Here is a 19351-nt window from a genome sequence, read left to right as displayed (position 1 = left end):
ACCTCACCGAGCGCGTTCGAGCTCCTGCACGTCCCAGTACACGCACGCCACGAGCGAGCCCGCCGGGCAGGCGGGTGCGCCGGAGTCGTCCTCCGCCGCGATGCGGTCGAACTCGCCGCGGGCCTTCTCCAGCAGGGCAGCGAACTCGGCGTCGGTCACCACGCACTGGTCGGCGGTCAACCACTCGCGGAGCAGCGGCTCGACGTCCTGGTGGTAGAGGCGGGAGTCGGACCAGACCCGCTGGACGATCCCGGCGATCTGGTCCTCGCGTGGGGCGGGCTGTGCGCCGTCCATCACCGGGAAGTGCGGCGCATCCTTCTTCTTCGCGTTCATGGCACTCCTAGTTCGCGCGCAGCCCGGGGAGCTCCGGGTCCACGAGGTCGTCGTACTCGGGGTTGCGGTCGATGAAGGCCCGCACGATCGGGCACCGGACCGTGATGGTGTCGCCGCGCCTGCGGATGTCGTCCAGGACGCGCCGGATCAGCTCGGTCGCCACACCCTGGCCGCGGAACTCGGGGTACACCGCCGCCGCGATGAGGACGCGCCTGCTCCCTCCGGCCTCTTCGTAGGTCAGGCCGCCGATCACGGTGTCCCCGGAGATCGCCTCGTACGTCGAGCTCGGCTCGTTGTCGGTGACGAAGAAGGTGATGGTGGGGGAGTGGTCGTCCGCCACCTCCCCGATGAGGACGACCTGGTCCTCGGTCAGGGTGCCGACGCCGTCGGGGTAGCCGGCCTCGTCGGGGTATTCGAAGTCTTCGGTTGTCATGCGGGGATCCTTCCTTCTGCGGTGGGTGGGATGCTCAGGAGCTCACGCTGATGACGGTCTTCCCGTTGCGGCGCTGCGTCGGATTGAGCGCGGCGACGGCGTCCTCCAGCGGAGCCACCGCGTCGATGTTCGTACGGAGCCGGCCGTCGCGGACGCGCTGGACGAGTTCGGTCAGCTGCGACGTGACGGACTCGACCACGAAGTCGACGGAGCGGCCGTCCACCGGGCGGACGTCCCCGAGCCCCGTGACCGTGACCAGCGTGCCGCCGGGGCGGATCAGCCGGGCGGACGCCTCCTGGATCGTGCCGCCGATGACGTCGAAGACCAGATCGACGGCGCCGACGTCCGCGAGGTCGTCGTTCTCCAGGTCCACGAACTCGTGGGCGCCGAAGTCGAGCGCCTTCCCACGGTCGGCCGCGCGCCCGGTGCCGATGACGTAGGCGCCAGCCTCCCGGGCGAGCTGGGTGACCATCGTGCCGACGGCGCCCGCCGCGCCGTGCGCGAGGACGGTCTGGCCGGCCTCCAGGCGGCCGTGCTGGAACAGGCCCTGCCAGGCGGTGAGCCCGGAGATCGGGAGGCTCGCACCCACCGTGAAGTCGACGGAGCCCGGGAGGGGCGCGAGGTTGCGGGACTCGACCGCCACGTACTCGGCGAGGGACCCGTCGCGGTGCCAGTCGGTGATCCCGAACACCCGCTGCCCGACCGTGAGGCCGGTGGTGCCGTAGCCGAGCGCGGTCACCACGCCGGCGAGGTCGTGGCCGAGGATGGCCGGCCTCCTGTCGCGGCCGGCGCGGTCGACCCACGTGGACGGCCAGCCGACCTCGGTGGGGACGTAGGCCGCGGCGTGCACCCGCACCAGCACGTCGTTGATCGCCGGCTTCGGCTCCGGCCGATCCTCCAGCGTCATCCCCGCCGCGCCCGCGGCCTCATCGGTCACCACTATCGCCTTCATTGCGAACCTCCTTGCATCAGTCAAGGAACAGGTAAACACAAACGGGACTAAATAGTCCAGTTTCGGGAGGGAGGTCAGCCGCCGGTCAGGCTGTCGATGTGCGCGAGGGCCATGTCGAGGGAGGTCGCCATCGGGGTCACGTCGCGGGCGGTCTGGGCCAGCAGGTAGCCTCCCTGCAGCGCGCCAAGCAGCCCGGTCGCGAGTCGATCGACGGGCGCGTCGGCCGGGAGTGCGCCGTTCTCCCGCATGCGGCGCATCGCCCCGGCGAGGAGGCCCTCCCACTCGGCGAACAGCGCCAGCAGAGCGCTCCGCGCGACATCGTCGTGATCGGCGACCTCCGACGCGAAGGACCCGAGCGCGCAGCCGTAGGCGCCGTGCCGCAGCGCGTTGCCCTCCACGAGCGAATCGCGCCAGGCCCGCAGCCCGGCCATCGTCGAGACGCGGCCGAGCGTGTCCTGCTCGCGCTCGATCACCCGCCGGCCCATCAGGCCGACGACCGCGCGCACGACCTCGTCCTTGCCGGCGAAGTGCCGGTACAGCTGCGACTTGCTGACCCCGCTGGCCGCCAGCACGTCGTCGAGGGTGGTCGCGCCGACGCCGCGGACGTACATGAGCTCGGCCGCAGCGGTGACGATCCGCTCACGCGTCTGCGCCCCGCGCGCGGTCAGCCGCACGGTCGGCGAGTCGGCGGTCGCGGTCATTCCTTCATGGTACGTCCCGGCCTCGCGCGGAATCTGCCCCTGACCTCAGGCTCGTCGGTACCGGTTGGCCGCCGGGCAGTCGAACGGGTCGCGGGCGGCGAGGCCCACCCGGTTGAGGTAGCGGATCACGATCCGGTAGGAGTTCACGAGCCCGGTCTCGGTGTAGGGGATGTCGTGGGCACGGCAATGCTCGCGGACGAGCTCGCGGGCCCGGCGCAGATGGGGCCTCGGCATGCTCGGGAAGAGGTGGTGCTCGATCTGGTGGTTGAGGCCGCCCATCAGGATGCTCATCTCCCAGCCCCCGCGGATGTTGCGGGAGGTCAGCACCTGCTTGTTCAGGAAGTCGACCCGGGTGCCCGCCGGCAGCAGCGGCATGCCCTTGTGGTTGGGGGCGAAGGATGCGCCCATGTAGACGCCGAACACGGCGAGCTGCACGCCGAGGAAGGCGAACGCCATCCCGAGCGGCAGCATCAGGAACACGATGGTGAAGTAGATCGAGAGCCGCAGCGCGATGGCGACCAGTTCGCTCTTCCGGCGCTCGACCGGCCCGCGGCCCAGCAGCGACCGGATCGACGTGACGTGGAGGTTGACGCCCTCCAGCAGGAGCAGCGGGAAGAACAGGTAGCCCTGGCGCCGGGTGATCATCGCGAGCAGGCCGCGCTGACGGGCGGCGTCCGTGGTGGTGAAGGAGATCGTGTCGAACGCGATGTCGGGGTCTTTGCCCTCGGTGTTCGGGTTCGCGTGGTGACGGGTGTGCTTCGTCATCCACCACTGGTAGCTCATGCCGACCAGCCAGGTCGCGATGAACCGGCCCGCGCGGTCGTTGCGGGGACCGGAGGCGAACACCTGGCGGTGGGAGGCCTCGTGGCCGAGGAAGGCGAACTGCGTGAAGATCAGTCCGAGCGCCGCCGCGATGAGCAGCTGGAACCAGGAGTCGCCCAGCAGGACGAAACCGGCGGCTGCTCCGAGCAGACCGACCGTGAGCACGGCGAACATGCCGATGTAGAAGCCGCGGCGGCGCTCGAGGAGGCCTTCGCCGCGAACCTGCGCGAGCAGCTCGTTGTACGTGCTGGTGACCGCCGGCCGGGACGTATCGCGTTTCCGCGTCTTCGTGACGGGGCCGAGCATGGATGCGGTCATTGCTTCCTCCGCTGGTGCGACGACTTCCCAGCCGAGGATGTGGGCAGAACGCCCGAGATGCCGCAAGCGTAGGCGCGGTTCCTGGGTGTCGCCGGTGTAGCGCGGCAGCGCCGCGCCCGGCGACGGAGTCGGTGCCCGGCCTCGCAGCCGGGCACCGGAACCATCAGGCCTGGCGGATGTTCGCGGCCTGGGGACCCTTCGGTCCCTGTGCGAGGTCGTACTCGACCTTCTGGTTCTCGTCGAGGTTGCGGTAACCGCCGGTGGAGGCGATTTCGCTGTAGTGGGCGAAGACGTCGGCGCTGCCGTCATCCGGGGCGATGAAGCCGTAGCCCTTTTCCGAGTTGAACCATTTGACGGTGCCAGTGGGCATCTTTTCTTCCTTCATTCTTCGGGAGCCGAGAGGTCGGCTCCGGTCGCCGCGCGCGAATCGGCGCGGACGTCTGTGTGCACCGCGGGGAACGCGGTGGGTGGGGGTGGGCCGGAGGAGGGTCTCCGCCTCGGCGAGGGTGGGCGCGGTGCCGACGGCGTGCGAACGGTCGTCGAGCACGCGGAACGCTCCGTCGTGGAGCTCGGCGATGCCGGCGTACTCGTCGTGCGCGGTGGCGACCCAGACGGTGTCGTCGGCTTGGCGCCAGGTGAGTGCGGCCGTGGGCCGCGGAGTGCTGGTGATGGTGAATCCTTTCGCCTCCACAGGAGGCGGGGGTGATGCCGCGGGCAACGCTGACCGGGATGTCCGCCTACCATACACCGTGCGCATGTGAGCACGCTCACCCGCCCCCGCGGAAGGCGGCCACCCCCGAATCCGTCCCCACCAGGAGCAGCCCGGCTCCCGTGCTCGGGCTCGCGAAGTGCGGCACGGAGTCTCCCACCGGCCGCCGCTGCAGCACCGCTCCGCTCGACGCGTCGAACTGGCTGAGCGTCCCGCCCGGGTACTGGACCGCCCACACCGTCCCGCCGATGACGATGGGCGCCCCGTTCGCGCCCGACAGGCGCCGCCCGAGCCGGCCGGCGGCGAGGTCCACGGTCTGGACGCCCCCGTCGCGGCACGGGACGAACAGGCGGTTCGTGGCCTGGTCGTACGCGGCGCCGCCGTCCGGATCGCTGCCGCAGATCCCGCCGATGGTCGCGACCTCGGACAGGTCGGACCGGCGGAGGACGAAGCCGACGTCCGTCTTCCCCGCGATGAAGACGAGACCGCCGGGCAGCAGCACCGGATTGCCGGTCCCCAGGTCGTCGTCGCCGCCCGCGCCCTGGTCTTTGAAGGCGGCCAGCGGTTTGAGGTCGGGCGACAGCTTGACCACGCTCTCCGCGTACTGGACGGGGTCGGGGCCGCCGCCCGGCGGGTCCGGGTTCGAGTTGCCCGTCGACACGTAGAGGTCGCCGGCCGCGTCGACCGCGGGCGCGCCGCCGCCCTGCCAGATCGCGCCGCCCTGGCCGTCCGCCGCCGCCTCGAAGGCGACGAGGTCGGGCGCGCCGGTCTCCTTCACTCCGACGACCCAGCCGTGGTACGTGCCGCAGTCGCCGTAGTTGCCGCCGTAGGCGATGTAGACGCGGCCGTTCGCCAGCGCGAGCGACGCCCGCTGGAGGAGGTGCACCGGGTCCTCGCCCGCGGGGAGCGGCGGGTCGACGGTCTCCGAGAGCACCACCTGTCCCGTGGCGACGCTCAGGCCCTCCAGCTGGTGGTGCACCGCCCCTCCGCCGGTGCTCACCTCGCCCACGACGTACACGACCCTGGTGGCGGTGTCCACGGTCGGCGTGCTGGTGACGCCGAGCGGGTCGATGTTTCCGCAGCCGGCGACCGAGCCGACGTCCGTCAGCGGTTCGCCGAGGGAGGCCGACCAGACGACGTTCCCGCTGGCGGGGTCGAGCGCCACCACCCGGTTGGTCTCCGTCGCCGCGATCACCCGGCCTCCTGCGACGACGGGCTGGCCGAACACCGCGCCGCCGAGGTCGGCCGTCCAGGCCCGGGTGAGCGAGGCGAGCGATGCCCCGGCGACCACCGCCCCGGTGCGGTCCGGGACCGCGTGGTAGGAGTCCCAGGCCGTGACGCCGGGCACCTGGACCGCGACCGGGGTGGACGAGTCCGAGGACGTGGGCCGGGAGCGCGACGGCGTGCCGGACGCGCGGGAGGTCGTCGGCGACGGCGGCTCCGGCGCGGTGCAGCCGGCGAGCAGCACCAGGCCCGCCAGCGCGGCCGCTCCGAGGCGAGCGCGCGTGCGGCCGGCGGATCCCCGCGTCGCGCGGTGCATGGCGACAGCGTATGCCTCACGGAATTCTGCCGCGCCCCTCCGGTTGCACCCAGCATGACGAACATCGGAATCATCGGAGCGGGCAACATCGGCCGGGCTCTCGCACACACCTTCATCCGGCACGGCCACACCGTCACGATCGCGAACTCGCGCGGGCCGGAGACGCTCGCGGAGCTGGTCGCCGAGCTGGGCCCGTCGGCCACCGCGGCGACGGCGGAGGAGGCCGGTGCGGCGGGCGAGATCGTGGTCGTGACCGTCCCGCTCCACCGGTACCGGGACATCCCCGTCGAGCCGCTGGCGGGCAAGGTCGTGATCGACACGAACAACTACTACTTCGAGCGGGACGGCCACATCGCCGAACTGGACGAGGGGACCGCGACCACCTCCGGCCTCCTGCAGGCGCATCTGCCCGAGTCCCGCGTCGCCAAGGGCTTCAACCACATCGCCGCGCGCGACATCGCGACCACGGGGTCGCCGGCCGGGACCGAGGACCGCCGCGCCCTCGCCACCGCGAGCGACCACGAGGGCGCCTCGGCGATCGTCGCCGCGATCTACGACGAGTTCGGTTTCGACACGGTCCACCTCGGCCCGCTCTCGGAGAGCTGGCGCGTGGAGCGCGATCGCCCCGCCTACGTGGTGCGGCAGAACCGCGAGGAGCTGGAGGCCAACGTCGCCAGGGCGCCGCGCACGGTCTGAGGCCGTCCGGCCCCTCCATCGCGGGCGGCTCCGCGACTACGTTGGGTCACGTGAGCAGCGAGAGCAGCACGATCGAGGACGACCGTCGCGATTTCGAGCGCCGGCTCGCGGTGGAGGGGGAGCGCCTGCGCCGCCTCCTCGGCGCGATCTACGGCGACCATCCGGGCCTATCGGCGGCGCTGGCCAGCACGCTGGAGCTCGTGGAGGCCTCCTGGCGGGAGCGCACCGCCGAGCTCAAGGACCTCGACCGCCGGCGCGCGGAGCAGCCGGACTGGTTCCAGTCCAACGCGATGCTCGGAGGTGTCTGCTACGCCGACCTCTACGCGGGCGGCGTCCCCGGGCTCCAGGAGCGCATCCCGTACTTCAGGGAGCTGGGGCTGACCTACCTGCACGTGATGCCGCCGTTCCTCACCCCGGAGGGCAACTCGGACGGCGGCTACGCGGTCTCCAGCTACCGGGAGCTGAACCCGAGCCTCGGCACGATCGACGACCTCCGCGCCCTGGGGGAGTCGCTGCGCGGGAACGGCATCTCGCTCGCCGTCGACTTCGTCTTCAACCACACGGCCAGCAACCACGAGTGGGCCCAGCGGGCGGTCGCCGGCGACCCGGCCTTCCGGGACTACTACTGGATGTTCGACTCGCGCGAGCAGCCCGACCGGTTCGAGGAGACGACGCGGGAGATCTTCCCGGACGACCACCCGGGCTCGTTCGTCCAGCTCGCGGACGGCACCTGGGTCTGGGCGTCGTTCCACACCTTCCAGTGGGACCTCAACTACTCCAACCCGGCGGTGTTCCGGGCGATGGCGGGGGAGATGCTGTTCCTCGCCAACCTCGGCGTGGAGGTCCTGCGGATGGACGCCGTCCCGTTCATCTGGAAGCAACTCGGCACCTCCAGCGAGAACCTGCCTCAGGCGCACCTGCTGCTGCAGGCCTTCAACGCCGTCTGCCGCATCGCCGCCCCGGCGATGGTGTTCCTCTCGGAGGCCATCGTGCACCCGGACGACGTGCTCTCGTACGTGCGCCCGGACGAGTGCCAGCTCAGCTACAACCCGCTGCAGATGGCGCTCACCTGGGAGGCGCTGGCGACCCGCGACGTCCGGATGCTGCAGAGCGCGCTGGCCGACCGCCACGCGACGCCCGGAGGGACCGCCTGGGTCAACTACGTGCGCAGCCACGACGACATCGGCTGGACGTTCGCGGACGAGGACGCCGCCCGGCTCGGCATCGACGCGTACGGTCACCGCCGCTTCCTCAACGACTACTACACGGGCCGGTTCGAGGGCAGCTTCGCGCGCGGCGTCGCCTTCCAGTTCAACCCGAAGACGGGCGACAGCCGGGTCGCCGGGACGACCGCATCGCTGGCGGGCTACGAGTCGGGCGACGCGGGAGGGCCGGGCCGGGTGCTGCTCGCCTACTCCCTCGCGCTGTCGACGGGCGGCATCCCGCTGATCTACCTGGGCGACGAGGTCGGCCAGCTCAACGACTACGCGCAGCTGGAGGCCGAGGGTCGCCGGGAGGACTCCCGGTGGGTCGGCAGGCCGGCGTATCCGGCGCGGCAGTATTCGGAGCGGACGGACGCCTCCACACCGGCTGGCGCACTGTACGAACGGATGCGGTGGCTCATCGGCCTCCGCCGGCGGTTCGGTCAGTTCGGCGGCGGCGAGCTGGTCCCGCTGGACACCGGGAACCCGAAGGTCCTGGGGTACATGCGGCCGGGACAGGAGGGACGCCCGCTCCTGGTGCTCGCCAACGTCGGGGACTACCCGGAGCGGGTCGAGCCGTGGGCGCTCAGCGGGCAGGCGGGGTTGTGGACGGACCTCGTGACGGGCGGCGGCCATGACCTCCGGGAGGGCGTGACGCTCGGCGCGCACGGGTTCGTGTGGTTGGTGCCCGAGGGCTGAAGGATCACACGGCCGTCCGGATACGCACCTCCCGCTCCATCCGCTTCTCGTGCCGCTCGCGGCCCTTGATCGCCTCGGCCTCGCGGCTCTTCGGCGGCGCATTGGTGACGAGCTGGTCGAGCATGCGGCGCGTGGCCTCGGCGATCTCGTCGATCGCCTGGTCGAAGGCGGCCGCGTTCGCCCGGGAGGGGCGGGTCGAGCCGCTGACCTTGCGGACGAACTGGAGGGCGGCCTCCCGGACCTCGTCGTCCGTCGTGGGCGGTTCGAAGTTGTGGAGGCAGCGGATGTTCCGGCACATGCCGCGACGATACCGCCATTCAATCCCGCGTGTTGTGCGTCTTCTCAGGTTGAATGGCGGAAGATTTCCCGGTTACCCCCACAGCACGTTAGGAACCACCCCATGAGCTCGCTCCGCGATCACATCGAGCGCACCCTCCCCGAGACCGAGGGCATCGCCGCCGACGTCGACGGCCTCACGAACACCGGCGCCATCCCGCTTCCGCAGGTCTGACGCCGTCCGCGAGGCCGCGGCCTCCCGGACTCAGCCCTCGGCGACGCGACGGAGGAACGTCGTGACGTGCTCCCGCAGCGCCTCCATGCGCTGGATGCGCGCGGCCTCCACGTCGAACCCGACGTAGGCGAGCGGCGGCCGCTTGCGGACGTTCGCCGAGCACTCGAAGCCCGCACACACGAGCGTGCCCAGCGTGTTCCCGTTGCGGCCCGCCGCGCCCGCGCGCTTCGCGATGAAGAAGACGACCTCGTTGGGCAGGTGCACGTCCTCGCACCACGAGCACTGCGGCCGACTGCGGACGCCGCCGTCGGCCTTCCGCAGCAGGACGCCGACGAGCTCGCCGTCGACCTCCGCGATCACGTAGCCCTGGTTGGGGTTCCTGCGGTCGCGCCAGCCGAGGTAGTCGAGGTCGTCCCAGCGCGTGTTCGCCAGGTCGGGGAGGGTGAGTTCCTTGCGCTCGCGCTGGGACGCGTTGACGAAGGAGGAGCGGAGCTGCTGCTCGTTCAGAGGAAGCATGGGTGGATGTCCTGTCTGTCCGCGGACCGCGGGACGCCGGGACGGCGACGGGTCCGGTGTGATGGGGTGCTCGCGGGCCGGCGCGGAACGGCGCGGGGCCACGGCGCGGGAGCGCGCACGGACGCGAGCGGGAGCGCGCGAAAGAAGGCGCGCGGGATCGCGGAACGAGAGGCGGGGCTATCTCACGCCGGCGATGGGCGCGCCGACGACCTCCAGGCGCCCGACAGGCTGAGACGCGATGATCCGATCCACGCGGGTAGTCTACGACACGCCCGGGCGACGGAAGGCTTCTCCGACTACGCCCGCGATGTGCCCCCGAGCCCGTAGGAGGCGAAGAACGTGCCGCCGTACAGGGCGGCCGCGGCCAGGAACCCGACCGCCATCACGTAGGACGCCCACTCGTTGCCGGTGGCGATCGTGCCGACGCCCGCGAGGAACGTGATCACGATGACGATGAGCCCCCACAGCGCCAGGCGCTGGCCGACACCGGCCTTGCGGGCGGCGAGGAGCAGCCGGATGCTGACCACGACCAGGCCGATCGCGACCAGGATGTGCAGGATGACGATGATCGTGTCCACGACGATCGCGAAGGTCCCCTTCGGTTCGCCGATGAGGTTGGCCGCCATCCCGAGCAGGAACTGGAGGGCCAGGGCGGACAGCGCCTCCCGCGAGCGACGGCGCAGGCCCTCGCTCGGGCTCGGCGTGGGGCGCGATGCGGCGGACGGTGCGGCGGATTCGGACATGGTCTCCCTGCCTCGCGATGCGGCTCGAACGGGTCCATTGTGCTCCCGCAATCGTCCGCCGGTACAGAGGCGCGGCGATCACTGCGCGTCGGCGTAGAGTGCGTTGCGTGCCGACAGAAGCCTCCGACTGGTTCCTGAGCCGTGCCGAGCGGGGGAACCCCGCGTCCGCCGTGCAGGCCGGCCCGTCCGGGACCGCGTCCTGGTCGGAGGGGAACCTGGTGCGGCCCCTCGTCCACGGTGCGACCTACTTCGCGCGCCTGCACGAGGAGCTGTCGGCGCTGGAGCCCGGCGACCGGGTGTTCTTCACCGACTGGCGCGGCGACAAGGACGAGCTGCTGCTGCCGGGCGGCCCGACGATCGGGGAGCTGCTGGCGGACATCGCGCGAGCGGGCGTGGAGGTGCGCGGCCTGGTGTGGCGTTCCCACGGCCAGACCATCCGAGGGCGGATGAGCGGACTGTCGAACGCGCTGCTGGGCCGCGAGATCAACGACGCCGGCGGCGAGGTTCTGCTCGACCAGCGGGTGCGCGCCTTCGGGTCGCACCACCAGAAGCTCTTCGTCATCCGGCACACGCACGACCCGGCGCGGGACGTCGCGTTCGTCGGCGGGATCGACCTCTGCCACAGCCGCCGGGACGACATCGCGCACGCGGGGGACCCGCAGCCGGTGGAAATCGACCCGCGTTACGGCGAGCGTCCGCCGTGGCACGACGCCGCACTCGAACTGCGCGGACCCGTGGTCGGCGACCTCCTCGACACGTTCTCCGAGCGCTGGGACGACCCGCACCCGCTGGACCATCGCAACCCGTACCGGATGCTCGTCCAGCGTCTGGCCGACATGCCCCGGCACCCGAAGCCGCTCCCCGAGGCAGCGCCTCCGCCTCCGGTCGCGGGCACGCACGCCGTCCAGGTCCTGAGGACGTACGCGCCGAAGCGGCAGCCGTTCCCGTTCGCGCCGCGCGGGGAGCGCAGCATCGCGCGTGCCTACCTCAAAGCGTTCGCCCGCGCCCGCTCGTTCATCTACATCGAGGACCAGTTCCTCTGGTCGAGGGAGGTCGCCGGCGGGATCGCGAAGGCCCTGCGGTCGAACCCCGCGCTGCAGGTGATCGTCGCTGTGCCGCGCTATCCGGACGACGACGGCGGGGTCTCGGGCCCGCCCGCCCGCCTCGGCCAGCATCGGGCCGTGTCGATGCTCCGCCGGGCGGCGCCCGACCGGGTGGGCGTCTTCGACCTGGAGAACGACGCGGGCACGCCGATCTACGTGCACGCGAAGATCTGCATCGTGGACGACACCTGGATGACGTGCGGCTCGGACAACTTCAACCTGCGATCCTGGACCACCGACAGCGAGCTCACCTGCGCCGTCCTCGGAGGCGACGTCGCGCGCGACCTCCGCACGCAGCTCTGGGCCGAGCACCTCGGCCTGGACCGGGACGACCCGCGGCTCACCGACGCGGCCGGCGGCCTGGCGCTCTGGACGGAGAGCAGCGACGCGCTGGACTCCTGGCACCGGTCGGGACGGCGGACTCCCCGCCCGCGCGGCCAGGCCAGGCGCCACCGGATCGAGCCGGTGACGGCGCTGCAGCGGGTCTGGGCGAAACCGCTCTACAGGATCGTCGTGGACCCGGACTCGCGCCCCGAGCGTCTGCGGCGGACGGGGCGCTTTTAGGGCGTCGGCGCTCGCGTGTAGTGTCGCCCGCGTGGGCGTTGACCGAGTGCGACTGCAACCGTGGACCGAGGCCGACCTGGCCGTGGAGCTGCGGAACAATGCCGCCGACATGACGGTGTTCCTGGGCGGTCCGCAGGGCGAGGAGGTCGTGCGCCGGCGTCACGAGCGGTTCCTCCGCGGGCAGGTCGACGGGACCGTCTCGCCGTTCACGGTGTGGTCGGACGCCGCGGACGAGCCGGTCGGCGCGGCGGCCTACTGGCAGATCGAGCATCACGGCGACGCCGTGTACGAGTGCGGCTGGTACGTGTTCGTGCCCTTCCAGCGTCGCGGGTACGCGCAGGCGGCCGTGCGCCTCCTGCTCGAACACGCCGCGGCCCGGGGCGATCGCGACACCGTGTTCGCCTTCCCGCGCGTCGACAACGTGGCATCCAACGAGCTCGCCCGCTCGGTGGGGTTCGTGAACACCGGGACCGAGGACTCCGAGTACCCGAAGGGCGTGCCGATCACGGTCAACGCGTGGGCGTTCGACCTGCGCGCACTCCGCTGAGCGGGTTGACCGCCCCTGTAGCGTTGCCCTCATGTTCTCGAAGACCCTCGCCTCGGGCGCCGAGCTGCGCCCCCTCGAACCCTGGATGGCGGAGGAGTTCGCCGCGCACCTCGACCGCGCCAGGGAGCACATCCGTCCGTGGGTGGGGCCGTCGTTCGTCACCGAGGACGTCGCGGGCGCCCGCGCGACGCTCGGCCGGTACGCCGAGCGCGCGGCCAAGGAGGGCGCGGGCATCTACGGCATCTGGTCGGACGGCACGCTGGTCGGCGGCGTCATGTTCGTGGAGTTCGTGCCGGCGACAGGCGGCTTCGAGGTGGGCTGCTGGCTGGAGCCGGGCGCCGAGGGTCACGGGCACATCACGAGCGCCGTGCGCGAGCTGCTCGCCTACGCGTTCGACGAGCGTGGCATGCACCGGGCGGAGTGGCGCTGCCGCAGCGACAACGAGCGCAGCTCGGCCGTCGCGCGCCGCCTCGGGATGACGCTGGAGGGCGTCCTCCGGGAGGCGTGGCCGGTCGGCGGGGTGTTCCACGACAAGCAGGTGTGGTCGCTGCTGGCCTCCGAGTGGGAGGGCGCCGGCGCGGCGTCGGCCTGACCACCGCGCCCGGCATCCCTCACTTCTTCAGCGCTTCGCGCACCGCCTTCGCGTCACCCTCCGCCTTCTTCACCGCCGCCCGCGCCGACGTGAGCGACGACTTCGCCGACGACAGCGCCGAGTGGTTGGAGTCGTAGGAGGCCGGGGTCACCGCCAGGGCCGCGGCGGCGACTCCGCTCGCGTCGTGGGACGCGGTCGACAGCTGCGCGCTCAGGTCGCTGAGGTCGGACTGCAGCGCGGAGGTCGACTTCGCCTTGTCCTTGCCCGACAGCAGCCCCGCGAGGGTCGACTGCTCCTTGGTGAGCTTCGGGATCGTGGTGCCGGTGAGGCGGTCGGCGTCGGACGCGAGGCGCGCCTGGGGGAGGGCGACGGCGTCGACGCGGTAGGAGGTGAAGACCTTCTTGAGGTCGGCCGCGGCCTGGGTGGTCGTGGTGTCGGCGGCGATGGCCGAGGCCGAGGACTTCATGGCGGCGAGGTCGGCGTTGAGGGTGGCTAGGATCGTGGACTTGTCGCTGGAGGTCAGCGTGGTGTCGGCGTTGACCTTCGTGATTGCGGCGGTGAGCTTGGTCTCGCGGTCGCTGGTCGCCTTCGCGCCGGCGGCCTGGAGCTGCGCGAGCGTCTTGGGGGCGTGCGAGGCGGTCGGGGTCGGGGTCGGCGTCGGGGTGTCGGCGAAGGCCGGGCCGCCGATGAGGGCCGCGCACGCGATTCCCGCGGTCGCCGCCGTGATGATGCCGATGGATCGTCTGGACATGGTTCTCCCGTTCAGAGGTGAGCGGCCGGGGTTTCCGGCTGAGTCCAGCCTCGTCGGGGAATGTTCGGGGATCGTAAAGGGCGGGTTCGGGATGCGTTCGCGGCTCAGCGCCGCCGCACCGGCCGCACGGTCAGCGCCTCCACCATCCCGCTGCTCGGCAGGTCCACCGCCACGCGCACCGTGGCCGCGACCATCTCGGGAGTGATCGTGTACGCCGCGTCGTACTCGTGCCCTTCGCGCGCCACGAGCGCGCGCTGCATGTCGGTGTCGACCCGGCCCGGGTGGATGCTGGTGACGCGGACGCCGTTCGGGCGCTCCTCCTCCCGCAGCGCGTCGGTGACCGCGCGCAGGGCGAACTTCGAGCCGGAGTAGACGCCGCCGCCCGCCCCGCTGCTCAGGCCCGACCCGCTGTTGATGGCGACGACCAGCCCGCCTGCCGCCCGCAGCGCCGGGAGCGTCGCCCGCAGCAGCGCCGCGACCGCGAAGACGTTGACCTCGAACACGTGCCGCCAGGTCGCGTCGTCCGTGTCGGCGACGGTGCCGCCGTCCTCCACGCCCGCGGACAGCACGAGCACGTCGAGCCGGTCCGGGAGGGCGGGCAGCGTGTCGCCGGTCAGGTCCGCGACGAACGGCTCGGCCGACGGCAGCTCCGCCACGACGGACGCGACGCCCGCGGCATCCCGGCCGCCGACCAGGATGTGGTGGGTGCTGCCCAGCTCGACGGCGATGGCCCGGCCGATGCCGCGCGAGCCTCCGGTGATCAGGGCGACGGGACGGGAGTTCTCAGCCATGCCACGAGCCTAGGCCGCGGAAGAGGGAGGAGCGGTCAGCTGGAAGATGCGCTTCGTGACGTCGATGACCCGCTCGTCATCCGCGTCCAGCAGCGCCGCCGACAGCTCCGCGTAGTCCTGCGCCAGCTCCTCCAGATCGGCGTCGAGCGCGCGGTGGGTGACGGTGACGTGATAGCTCAGCGACGGGCCGGTCTGCGCGACGACCTCCACGAACACCGGGTTCGGGCACGCCCGCACGATCGACCCGAAGTACGCCTCGGCGGCCTTCGTGATGGCGGGGACGTCGCCGCTGCGATGCTGGACGGTCACGTCGCGGGCCAGCGCGGCGAGACGCGTCCGGTCCTCGGCGCTCAGCCGCGGCAGGGTCAGGATGGTCGCGCCGGTCACGAGCACGCCGATGGTCTGGAGGGTGTCGAGCGCCTCCTCGGGCCGCGGTGCGATGACGGCGGAGTGCGACTGCGGCGCCGTCTCCACCAGTCCCTCCAGGCTGAGGGTGTGCAGCGCCTGCCGGATCGGCGTGCCGGACACGCCGAGCCAGCCGCGCAGCTCGGCCTCGTCCAGGCGCTCGCCGGGCAGCAGCACGCCGGAGAGGATGGCCTCCTTGAGCTGGGCGTAGACGCGCTCGCGGACGAGTTCGCGGGGGCTGGTGGTCTTCTCGGGGGAGCGGGGGATCGGCATCAGTCGCGTCCCTCCCCGGCCGCGGTCTGTGGAGCGTCGATGCGGAAGATCTCCCGCTCCGCTGCGTGGACGCCGCGGGAGTCCCCCGACGCGAGCGCCGAGCGCAGCGCGGCGTACGACTGAGCGGCCTCCTGCCAGTCGATCCCGAGCGCGCGGTAGGCGACACCGACGTAGTATGCGCGGGCGGCGAGCGTCCGCTCGCCCAGCCGGAGCAGAACGCGGTTCCGGCACAGCGCCATCAGCCGCCCGTAGTACTGCCGGGAGGCCGCGATCGAGGCTTCGAGGTCGGCGGCCTCCAGTCCGGCGATCAAGCGGTCGACGTCCGCGACGAGCGCGTCCCGGTGGGCGTCGCTCAGGCCGTCCAGGGTGAGGTCGAGCACGCCGAGGACGAACACGCCGATGGTCTGCAGGTGCAGCACGGCGTCCTCTACCCGCGGCGCGACCACGCGGGTGTACGACTGGGCGGCGGTCTCCACGAAGCCCTCGACGGTCAGCGCGTGCAGGGCCTGCCGGATCGGAGTCTTCGACATCCCGAGCCAGGCCTGGAGCTCGGCGTCCTCCAGTCGCTCGCCCGGCTGGATGGTGCCGTCGAGGATCGCCGTCCTGAGCGACTCGTACGCGCGGTCACGCGCCAGCACACGCGTCTGCCGGACCTCCGACACCCCCGGGACGGGCATCTCCCCCACCTTCTCTCGCGCACACGCGCGTCGCTCTGCTCAAATCGTACCGAGCCGCGACGGATTGGTGGAACTAGAGCGTGGACTAAAGTTCCAATCTCGACGTATACTCCCAGCAGGAAGACGATTCCGACAGTTTCCCCCCAGGGAGGGCCCGCCCCCAGTGGTCCCTCCGCCCGACGGGCCCCCGGATTTCGGGTGTCGGGCGCCCGTCGAGGGGTCCTGCGTTTCGGGTACGCAGGACCCCTCAAAACTTGCCGCGAGGCCGCCCGGCCGGATGGAGGAGGTTCCAGCGATGGGATCCCCGGTCGACCAGCTGTCGCCGACGTACTTCGAGCGCCGGTTCCGCTCGCGCGACCGCGACGAGACGCAGGCGTACCTGGCCGGCCAGTACGGCAGGGTCGACCTCGGCCGTCCCTTCTCGGGCTACGCCGAGCGCGTGGTCGGCGACGGCCGCTTCCTCCTCGCCGACGCCCGGATGCTCGGTGACCTGCGCTGCGTGGTCGACCCGGACGTGCTCCTCATCTCGACCGGCACGCCCGGCAGCGGCTGGGAGGTCGGCGACGAGACCGGCAGCTTCGCGGCCGAACCGGTGATCTTCCAGCCGGGCGAGCAGTCCGTGCACCGGATAGCGGACCTGGAGGGCCGCGCCGTCGCGTTCCGCGTGCCCGAGCTGACCCGCACCGCGCGGCTGCTCTACGCACGGGACGATCTGGAGCTCCGCTTCGACGGTCCGCGTCCGGTCAACGCACGACGCGCCGCCTCCTGGCTGGCGGCCATGGAGGTCGCCAGGCGGGAGTGGCGGGCGGGCGCGCTCTCGAACGACTCGGTGCGCGCGACCACGTACCGCCAGCTCGCCGTCGCGGCGCTGGAGACCTTCCGGCTGGTGGGGGACCGGCGCGAACTCCGCGTGTCCGCCGAGCGCCGGGCCCGCGTCTTCCGCGTCGGCGCGCGATACCTCCGCGACCACGCGGCGCGGCCGATCACCCTCGAGGACGCCGCCCACGCCGCCGGCGCCTCCACCGGCGAGCTCGTCCTCGCCTTCCGCGCTCAGGCGGACGGCCTCGGCCCGACCGCCTACCTGCGGCGATCCCGGCTGAGCGCCGCCCACGACCAGCTTTCCAGCACGCCGATCACGGTGCGTGCTGCGGCGGAGCTGTGGGGCTTCTCGTCGGAGGCGGTCTTCGTGCGCCACTACCGCGAGGAGTACGGCGCGGATCCGGTGGGCTCCGGCGCGTAGCGGAGCCGCTGGGCCGGCGGGTCGTCAGCCCGCCCGGTACAGGTCCGCCTCGAACCGGTACGCGTCCCCCCGGTAGGTGTTCAGCCCCAGCAGCACCGGCGAGCCGGCCCGCTCGTACGCGATCTCGCGCCCGATCAGCACGGGGCTCCCCGCCGCGATGTGCAGCAGCCCGGCGATGTCCGCGGTCGCCGCGTCCGCCTGGACGCTGTACGCGCTGCGATAGATGTCGACGGAGCACAGCGTCTGCAGCGACTCGTACAGCGACGCGTCGGTGAGGTCGGCCTCCACCAGCGGCGCCGCGACCGAGAGCGGGATGACGTTGGTGTCGACGCAGATCGGCGTGGAGTTCATCCCGCGCAGGCGCACCAGCACCAGCACGTCGGCCCCGGCGACGATGCCGAGCCGTTCCGCCTCGTCGATGGTGGCCGACCGGACGCTCTTCTCGAGCACCTGGGCCGTCGGCGTGTGGCCGCGCAGCCGGGCCATCTCGCTGAAGCTCTGCAGCGTGCTCGGCGGCTCCCCGACCGTGGGGCTGGGGACGAACCAGCCGCGCTGGGCCGAGCGCGCGATGCGGCCCTGGCGCTCCAGGTCCTCCAGTGCCGTGCGGATGGTGCTCCGGCTGACATGGAGGCTCTCGGCGAGCTGCCGTTCGCCCGGCAGCCGGGTGCCCGGCGGGTACACGCCGTGATTCAGGGACGTGTTCAGGTCACGGGACACGCGCTCTGAGATCGTCGGAGTCTTCACAGGAGTGACCATACCAGTTTGACCGATGGCCGTTAATTCGTTCTCGAATGGACTATCTGGTTTGGTTATGGTTACGGTTGGTTCCGCGCCGGTCGTCGGCGCCACCCCCATGCTCACGAGTTAAAGGAGACTCGCATGAAAAAGAGGCACCTCGCCGGAGCGCTCGCGCTCACCGCTGGACTGGCCCTCGGCCTGACAGCGTGCGCACCCGGCGGCTCCAGCGCTGCGGGCTCCACGCACGCCGTCTCGAAGGATGTTTCCGGCAAGCCCGTCACCCTCAAGATCCTCGACTTCTGGCAGGGCGACGAGGGCAAGTGGATGGACTCGGTCGTCAAGGACTTCGAGAAGCAGCACCCGAACATCACCATCAAGCGCACCACGCAGGACTGGGGCCAGGTGATGAACACCCTGAACCTCCGCCTCGCGGACGCCAACGGCCCCGACATCGCGCTCGTCAACAACGGCTGGCAGTCGATGGGCACGCTCGCCAAGGGAGGCCGCATCCTCAACCTGGACGCCTACTCCGACCTGTACGGCTGGAAGAAGGAGATCCCGGACACGATCGCGCGCCAGCTCGAGTTCACCCCGGACGGCAAGCAGATGGGCACCGGCTCGCTGTACGCCACCCCGGCGGCGCGCTCCTCGCTGATCGGCCTGTACTACAACAAGGAGATCCTCGACAAGCTGGGCCTGGCGGTGCCGAAGACGCTGGCCGACTTCGAGAAGGACGCGGCGACGGTCAAGGCCGCGGGCATCACCCCGATCGCGTACGGCTCGCAGGACAAGGGCTCGGCGACCTCCATCCTCTTCGCCACGCAGGACCTGTACGCGACGTCGAAGAACATCGGCGACTTCGTCTACTCCAGCGGCAAGGTCCCGATCACGGACACCGGCATCGTGGACGCCGCCAAGGACGTCAAGAAGTGGGCGGACGCGGGCTGGTTCACCGCGAACTACCCCGGCGTCCAGTACGCCGACGCGCAGGCCGAATTCCTGGGCGGCAAGGCGGCCTTCCGCTTCGAGTACACCGGCTCGCTCGGTTTCTCGGACGCGCAGAAGCAGACGATGGGCTACGTGCAGCTCCCGCAGGTGCAGGGCGGCAAGGTGGTCGGCACGGGCTCGACCGCGGCCAACCTCTCCATCTCGGCCAAGTCGAAGCACCCGGACGCTGCGGCGGCCTTCCTCGACTTCATGGCGTCGAAGACGGCGGCACAGCAGGCGGTCGACCACGGCTTCCTCCCGCTGCTGCACTCGGTCAGCACCCCGAGCGGCAACCCGGAGCTCTCCACCGAGATCGCGGCGCAGCAGAAGCTCGACACCGGCAACGGCTACGTGCCCTACTTCGACTGGTCCACCCCGTCGATGATCGACACGATCGGCGGACAGCTCCAGCAGCTCTACGCCGGCCAGGTCACGCCCGACCAGCTCGCGGCGGCCGGTCAGAAGGACTACGACGCCTTCCAGGCCCAGCGGAAGCAGGGCTGACGGG

Annotated in this window: 22 protein-coding genes; 7 read left to right on the top strand and 15 right to left on the bottom strand. The window is 71.6% G+C overall.

From position 1 onward, the window contains the following. Positions 1 to 3: 3 nt before the first annotated feature. The 7 genes from ABCS02_RS31415 to ABCS02_RS31385 form a co-directional block, all read right to left on the bottom strand. Entirely contained in the window at positions 4 to 333 is a 330-nt protein-coding gene (locus ABCS02_RS31415; protein WP_345839652.1) for a hypothetical protein, read from the bottom strand. Positions 334 to 340: 7 nt separating this feature from the next. After that, positions 341 to 766, bottom strand: a complete 426-nt coding sequence (locus ABCS02_RS31410) for a GNAT family N-acetyltransferase (protein WP_345839651.1) — start codon at positions 764 to 766, stop codon at positions 341 to 343. A gap of 34 nt (positions 767 to 800) precedes the next feature. After that, positions 801 to 1718, bottom strand: a complete 918-nt coding sequence (locus tag ABCS02_RS31405) for an NADP-dependent oxidoreductase (RefSeq protein ID WP_345839650.1) — start codon at positions 1716 to 1718, stop codon at positions 801 to 803. 74 nt (positions 1719 to 1792) lie between these two features. Further along, positions 1793 to 2419: a TetR/AcrR family transcriptional regulator gene (locus tag ABCS02_RS31400; RefSeq protein ID WP_345839649.1), complete on the bottom strand. Its 627-nt coding sequence runs from the start codon at positions 2417 to 2419 to the stop codon at positions 1793 to 1795. 45 nt (positions 2420 to 2464) lie between these two features. After that, the gene (locus ABCS02_RS31395; protein WP_345839648.1) at positions 2465 to 3559 is read right to left on the bottom strand and encodes an acyl-CoA desaturase; all 1095 of its coding nucleotides are present in this window, start codon (positions 3557 to 3559) and stop codon (positions 2465 to 2467) included. A 163-nt stretch (positions 3560 to 3722) separates the two neighbouring features. After that, positions 3723 to 3929, bottom strand: coding sequence for a cold-shock protein (locus ABCS02_RS31390; RefSeq protein ID WP_179604383.1), 207 nt, complete (start codon positions 3927 to 3929; stop codon positions 3723 to 3725). A gap of 397 nt (positions 3930 to 4326) precedes the next feature. Further along, positions 4327 to 5808, bottom strand: a complete 1482-nt coding sequence (locus ABCS02_RS31385; RefSeq protein ID WP_345839647.1) for a PQQ-binding-like beta-propeller repeat protein — start codon at positions 5806 to 5808, stop codon at positions 4327 to 4329. A 54-nt stretch (positions 5809 to 5862) separates the two neighbouring features. Here ABCS02_RS31385 and ABCS02_RS31380 point away from each other — a divergent pair, with 54 nt between their 5' ends. After that, the gene (locus ABCS02_RS31380) at positions 5863 to 6504 is read left to right on the top strand and encodes an NAD(P)-binding domain-containing protein (protein WP_345839646.1); all 642 of its coding nucleotides are present in this window, start codon (positions 5863 to 5865) and stop codon (positions 6502 to 6504) included. Positions 6505 to 6554: 50 nt separating this feature from the next. Beyond that, positions 6555 to 8405 carry an amylosucrase gene (locus tag ABCS02_RS31375; RefSeq protein WP_345839645.1) on the top strand — a complete coding sequence of 617 codons (1851 nt, stop codon included), beginning with the start codon at positions 6555 to 6557 and terminating at the stop codon, positions 8403 to 8405. A 4-nt stretch (positions 8406 to 8409) separates the two neighbouring features. Here ABCS02_RS31375 and ABCS02_RS31370 read toward each other — a convergent pair whose 3' ends face one another. The 3 genes from ABCS02_RS31370 to ABCS02_RS31360 all read right to left on the bottom strand — a co-directional run bounded on the left by ABCS02_RS31370 (position 8410) and on the right by ABCS02_RS31360 (position 10175). Next, the gene (locus tag ABCS02_RS31370) at positions 8410 to 8703 is read right to left on the bottom strand and encodes a DUF2277 domain-containing protein (RefSeq protein ID WP_345839644.1); all 294 of its coding nucleotides are present in this window, start codon (positions 8701 to 8703) and stop codon (positions 8410 to 8412) included. Positions 8704 to 8946: 243 nt separating this feature from the next. Beyond that, complete coding sequence (locus ABCS02_RS31365; RefSeq protein WP_345839643.1) at positions 8947 to 9432, bottom strand: FBP domain-containing protein; 486 nt, start codon at positions 9430 to 9432, stop codon at positions 8947 to 8949. Between the two features lie 296 nt (positions 9433 to 9728). After that, entirely contained in the window at positions 9729 to 10175 is a 447-nt protein-coding gene (locus ABCS02_RS31360; RefSeq protein WP_345839642.1) for a hypothetical protein, read from the bottom strand. A 107-nt stretch (positions 10176 to 10282) separates the two neighbouring features. Between ABCS02_RS31360 and ABCS02_RS31355 the strand changes: the two genes are divergently transcribed. Genes ABCS02_RS31355 through ABCS02_RS31345 form a run of 3 tightly spaced genes read left to right on the top strand, consistent with a single transcriptional unit; the run spans position 10283 to position 12981 of the window. Further along, positions 10283 to 11842, top strand: a complete 1560-nt coding sequence (locus ABCS02_RS31355; RefSeq protein WP_345839641.1) for a phospholipase D-like domain-containing protein — start codon at positions 10283 to 10285, stop codon at positions 11840 to 11842. A gap of 31 nt (positions 11843 to 11873) precedes the next feature. Then, positions 11874 to 12389 (top strand): GNAT family N-acetyltransferase, encoded by a 516-nt coding sequence (locus ABCS02_RS31350; protein ID WP_345839640.1) that lies wholly within the window; start codon positions 11874 to 11876, stop codon positions 12387 to 12389. A 31-nt stretch (positions 12390 to 12420) separates the two neighbouring features. After that, entirely contained in the window at positions 12421 to 12981 is a 561-nt protein-coding gene (locus tag ABCS02_RS31345) for a GNAT family protein (protein ID WP_345839639.1), read from the top strand. Positions 12982 to 13000: 19 nt separating this feature from the next. Here the strand turns inward: ABCS02_RS31345 and ABCS02_RS31340 are convergent, their stop codons facing one another. From ABCS02_RS31340 to ABCS02_RS31325, 4 genes are all read right to left on the bottom strand, one after another. Continuing rightward, positions 13001 to 13732 carry a hypothetical protein gene (locus ABCS02_RS31340; protein WP_345839638.1) on the bottom strand — a complete coding sequence of 244 codons (732 nt, stop codon included), beginning with the start codon at positions 13730 to 13732 and terminating at the stop codon, positions 13001 to 13003. A 104-nt stretch (positions 13733 to 13836) separates the two neighbouring features. Beyond that, a complete protein-coding gene (locus ABCS02_RS31335) occupies positions 13837 to 14523 on the bottom strand; it encodes an SDR family oxidoreductase (protein ID WP_345839637.1) in 687 nt (228 codons plus the stop codon). A gap of 9 nt (positions 14524 to 14532) precedes the next feature. Continuing rightward, complete coding sequence (locus ABCS02_RS31330) at positions 14533 to 15201, bottom strand: GntR family transcriptional regulator (RefSeq protein ID WP_345839636.1); 669 nt, start codon at positions 15199 to 15201, stop codon at positions 14533 to 14535. After that, positions 15201 to 15878 (bottom strand): GntR family transcriptional regulator, encoded by a 678-nt coding sequence (locus ABCS02_RS31325; RefSeq protein ID WP_345839635.1) that lies wholly within the window; start codon positions 15876 to 15878, stop codon positions 15201 to 15203. Before ABCS02_RS31325 ends, ABCS02_RS31330 begins: the two co-directional genes overlap by 1 nt. A gap of 295 nt (positions 15879 to 16173) precedes the next feature. Here ABCS02_RS31325 and ABCS02_RS31320 point away from each other — a divergent pair, with 295 nt between their 5' ends. Further along, positions 16174 to 17118, top strand: coding sequence for a helix-turn-helix domain-containing protein (locus ABCS02_RS31320; protein WP_345839634.1), 945 nt, complete (start codon positions 16174 to 16176; stop codon positions 17116 to 17118). A 24-nt stretch (positions 17119 to 17142) separates the two neighbouring features. Here ABCS02_RS31320 and ABCS02_RS31315 read toward each other — a convergent pair whose 3' ends face one another. Then, positions 17143 to 17862, bottom strand: coding sequence for a GntR family transcriptional regulator (locus ABCS02_RS31315; RefSeq protein WP_345839633.1), 720 nt, complete (start codon positions 17860 to 17862; stop codon positions 17143 to 17145). Positions 17863 to 17997: 135 nt separating this feature from the next. Here ABCS02_RS31315 and ABCS02_RS31310 point away from each other — a divergent pair, with 135 nt between their 5' ends. Further along, positions 17998 to 19347 carry an extracellular solute-binding protein gene (locus ABCS02_RS31310; protein ID WP_345839632.1) on the top strand — a complete coding sequence of 450 codons (1350 nt, stop codon included), beginning with the start codon at positions 17998 to 18000 and terminating at the stop codon, positions 19345 to 19347. The last annotated feature ends 4 nt before the right edge of the window (positions 19348 to 19351 follow it).

This window comes from Microbacterium sp. X-17 (genome assembly GCF_039615055.1).
This window is presented reverse-complemented; position numbering and strand designations above follow the sequence as displayed.

What these genes read in the sequence shown, in the direction of transcription:
- ABCS02_RS31370 (WP_345839644.1), bottom strand. Translation starts at nt 8,703, where the DNA reads ATGTGCCGGAACATCCGCTGCCTCCACAACTTCGAACCGCCCACGACG.
- ABCS02_RS31360 (WP_345839642.1), bottom strand. Translation starts at nt 10,175, where the DNA reads ATGTCCGAATCCGCCGCACCGTCCGCCGCATCGCGCCCCACGCCGAGC.
- ABCS02_RS31385 (WP_345839647.1), bottom strand. Translation starts at nt 5,808, where the DNA reads ATGCACCGCGCGACGCGGGGATCCGCCGGCCGCACGCGCGCTCGCCTC.
- ABCS02_RS31335 (WP_345839637.1), bottom strand. Translation starts at nt 14,523, where the DNA reads ATGGCTGAGAACTCCCGTCCCGTCGCCCTGATCACCGGAGGCTCGCGC.
- ABCS02_RS31405 (WP_345839650.1), bottom strand. Translation starts at nt 1,718, where the DNA reads ATGAAGGCGATAGTGGTGACCGATGAGGCCGCGGGCGCGGCGGGGATG.
- ABCS02_RS31390 (WP_179604383.1), bottom strand. Translation starts at nt 3,929, where the DNA reads ATGCCCACTGGCACCGTCAAATGGTTCAACTCGGAAAAGGGCTACGGC.
- ABCS02_RS31415 (WP_345839652.1), bottom strand. Translation starts at nt 333, where the DNA reads ATGAACGCGAAGAAGAAGGATGCGCCGCACTTCCCGGTGATGGACGGC.
- ABCS02_RS31395 (WP_345839648.1), bottom strand. Translation starts at nt 3,559, where the DNA reads ATGACCGCATCCATGCTCGGCCCCGTCACGAAGACGCGGAAACGCGAT.
- ABCS02_RS31310 (WP_345839632.1), top strand. Translation starts at nt 17,998, where the DNA reads ATGAAAAAGAGGCACCTCGCCGGAGCGCTCGCGCTCACCGCTGGACTG.
- ABCS02_RS31320 (WP_345839634.1), top strand. Translation starts at nt 16,174, where the DNA reads ATGGGATCCCCGGTCGACCAGCTGTCGCCGACGTACTTCGAGCGCCGG.
- ABCS02_RS31365 (WP_345839643.1), bottom strand. Translation starts at nt 9,432, where the DNA reads ATGCTTCCTCTGAACGAGCAGCAGCTCCGCTCCTCCTTCGTCAACGCG.
- ABCS02_RS31330 (WP_345839636.1), bottom strand. Translation starts at nt 15,201, where the DNA reads ATGCCGATCCCCCGCTCCCCCGAGAAGACCACCAGCCCCCGCGAACTC.
- ABCS02_RS31400 (WP_345839649.1), bottom strand. Translation starts at nt 2,419, where the DNA reads ATGACCGCGACCGCCGACTCGCCGACCGTGCGGCTGACCGCGCGCGGG.
- ABCS02_RS31380 (WP_345839646.1), top strand. Translation starts at nt 5,863, where the DNA reads ATGACGAACATCGGAATCATCGGAGCGGGCAACATCGGCCGGGCTCTC.
- ABCS02_RS31340 (WP_345839638.1), bottom strand. Translation starts at nt 13,732, where the DNA reads ATGTCCAGACGATCCATCGGCATCATCACGGCGGCGACCGCGGGAATC.
- ABCS02_RS31410 (WP_345839651.1), bottom strand. Translation starts at nt 766, where the DNA reads ATGACAACCGAAGACTTCGAATACCCCGACGAGGCCGGCTACCCCGAC.
- ABCS02_RS31345 (WP_345839639.1), top strand. Translation starts at nt 12,421, where the DNA reads ATGTTCTCGAAGACCCTCGCCTCGGGCGCCGAGCTGCGCCCCCTCGAA.
- ABCS02_RS31325 (WP_345839635.1), bottom strand. Translation starts at nt 15,878, where the DNA reads ATGCCCGTCCCGGGGGTGTCGGAGGTCCGGCAGACGCGTGTGCTGGCG.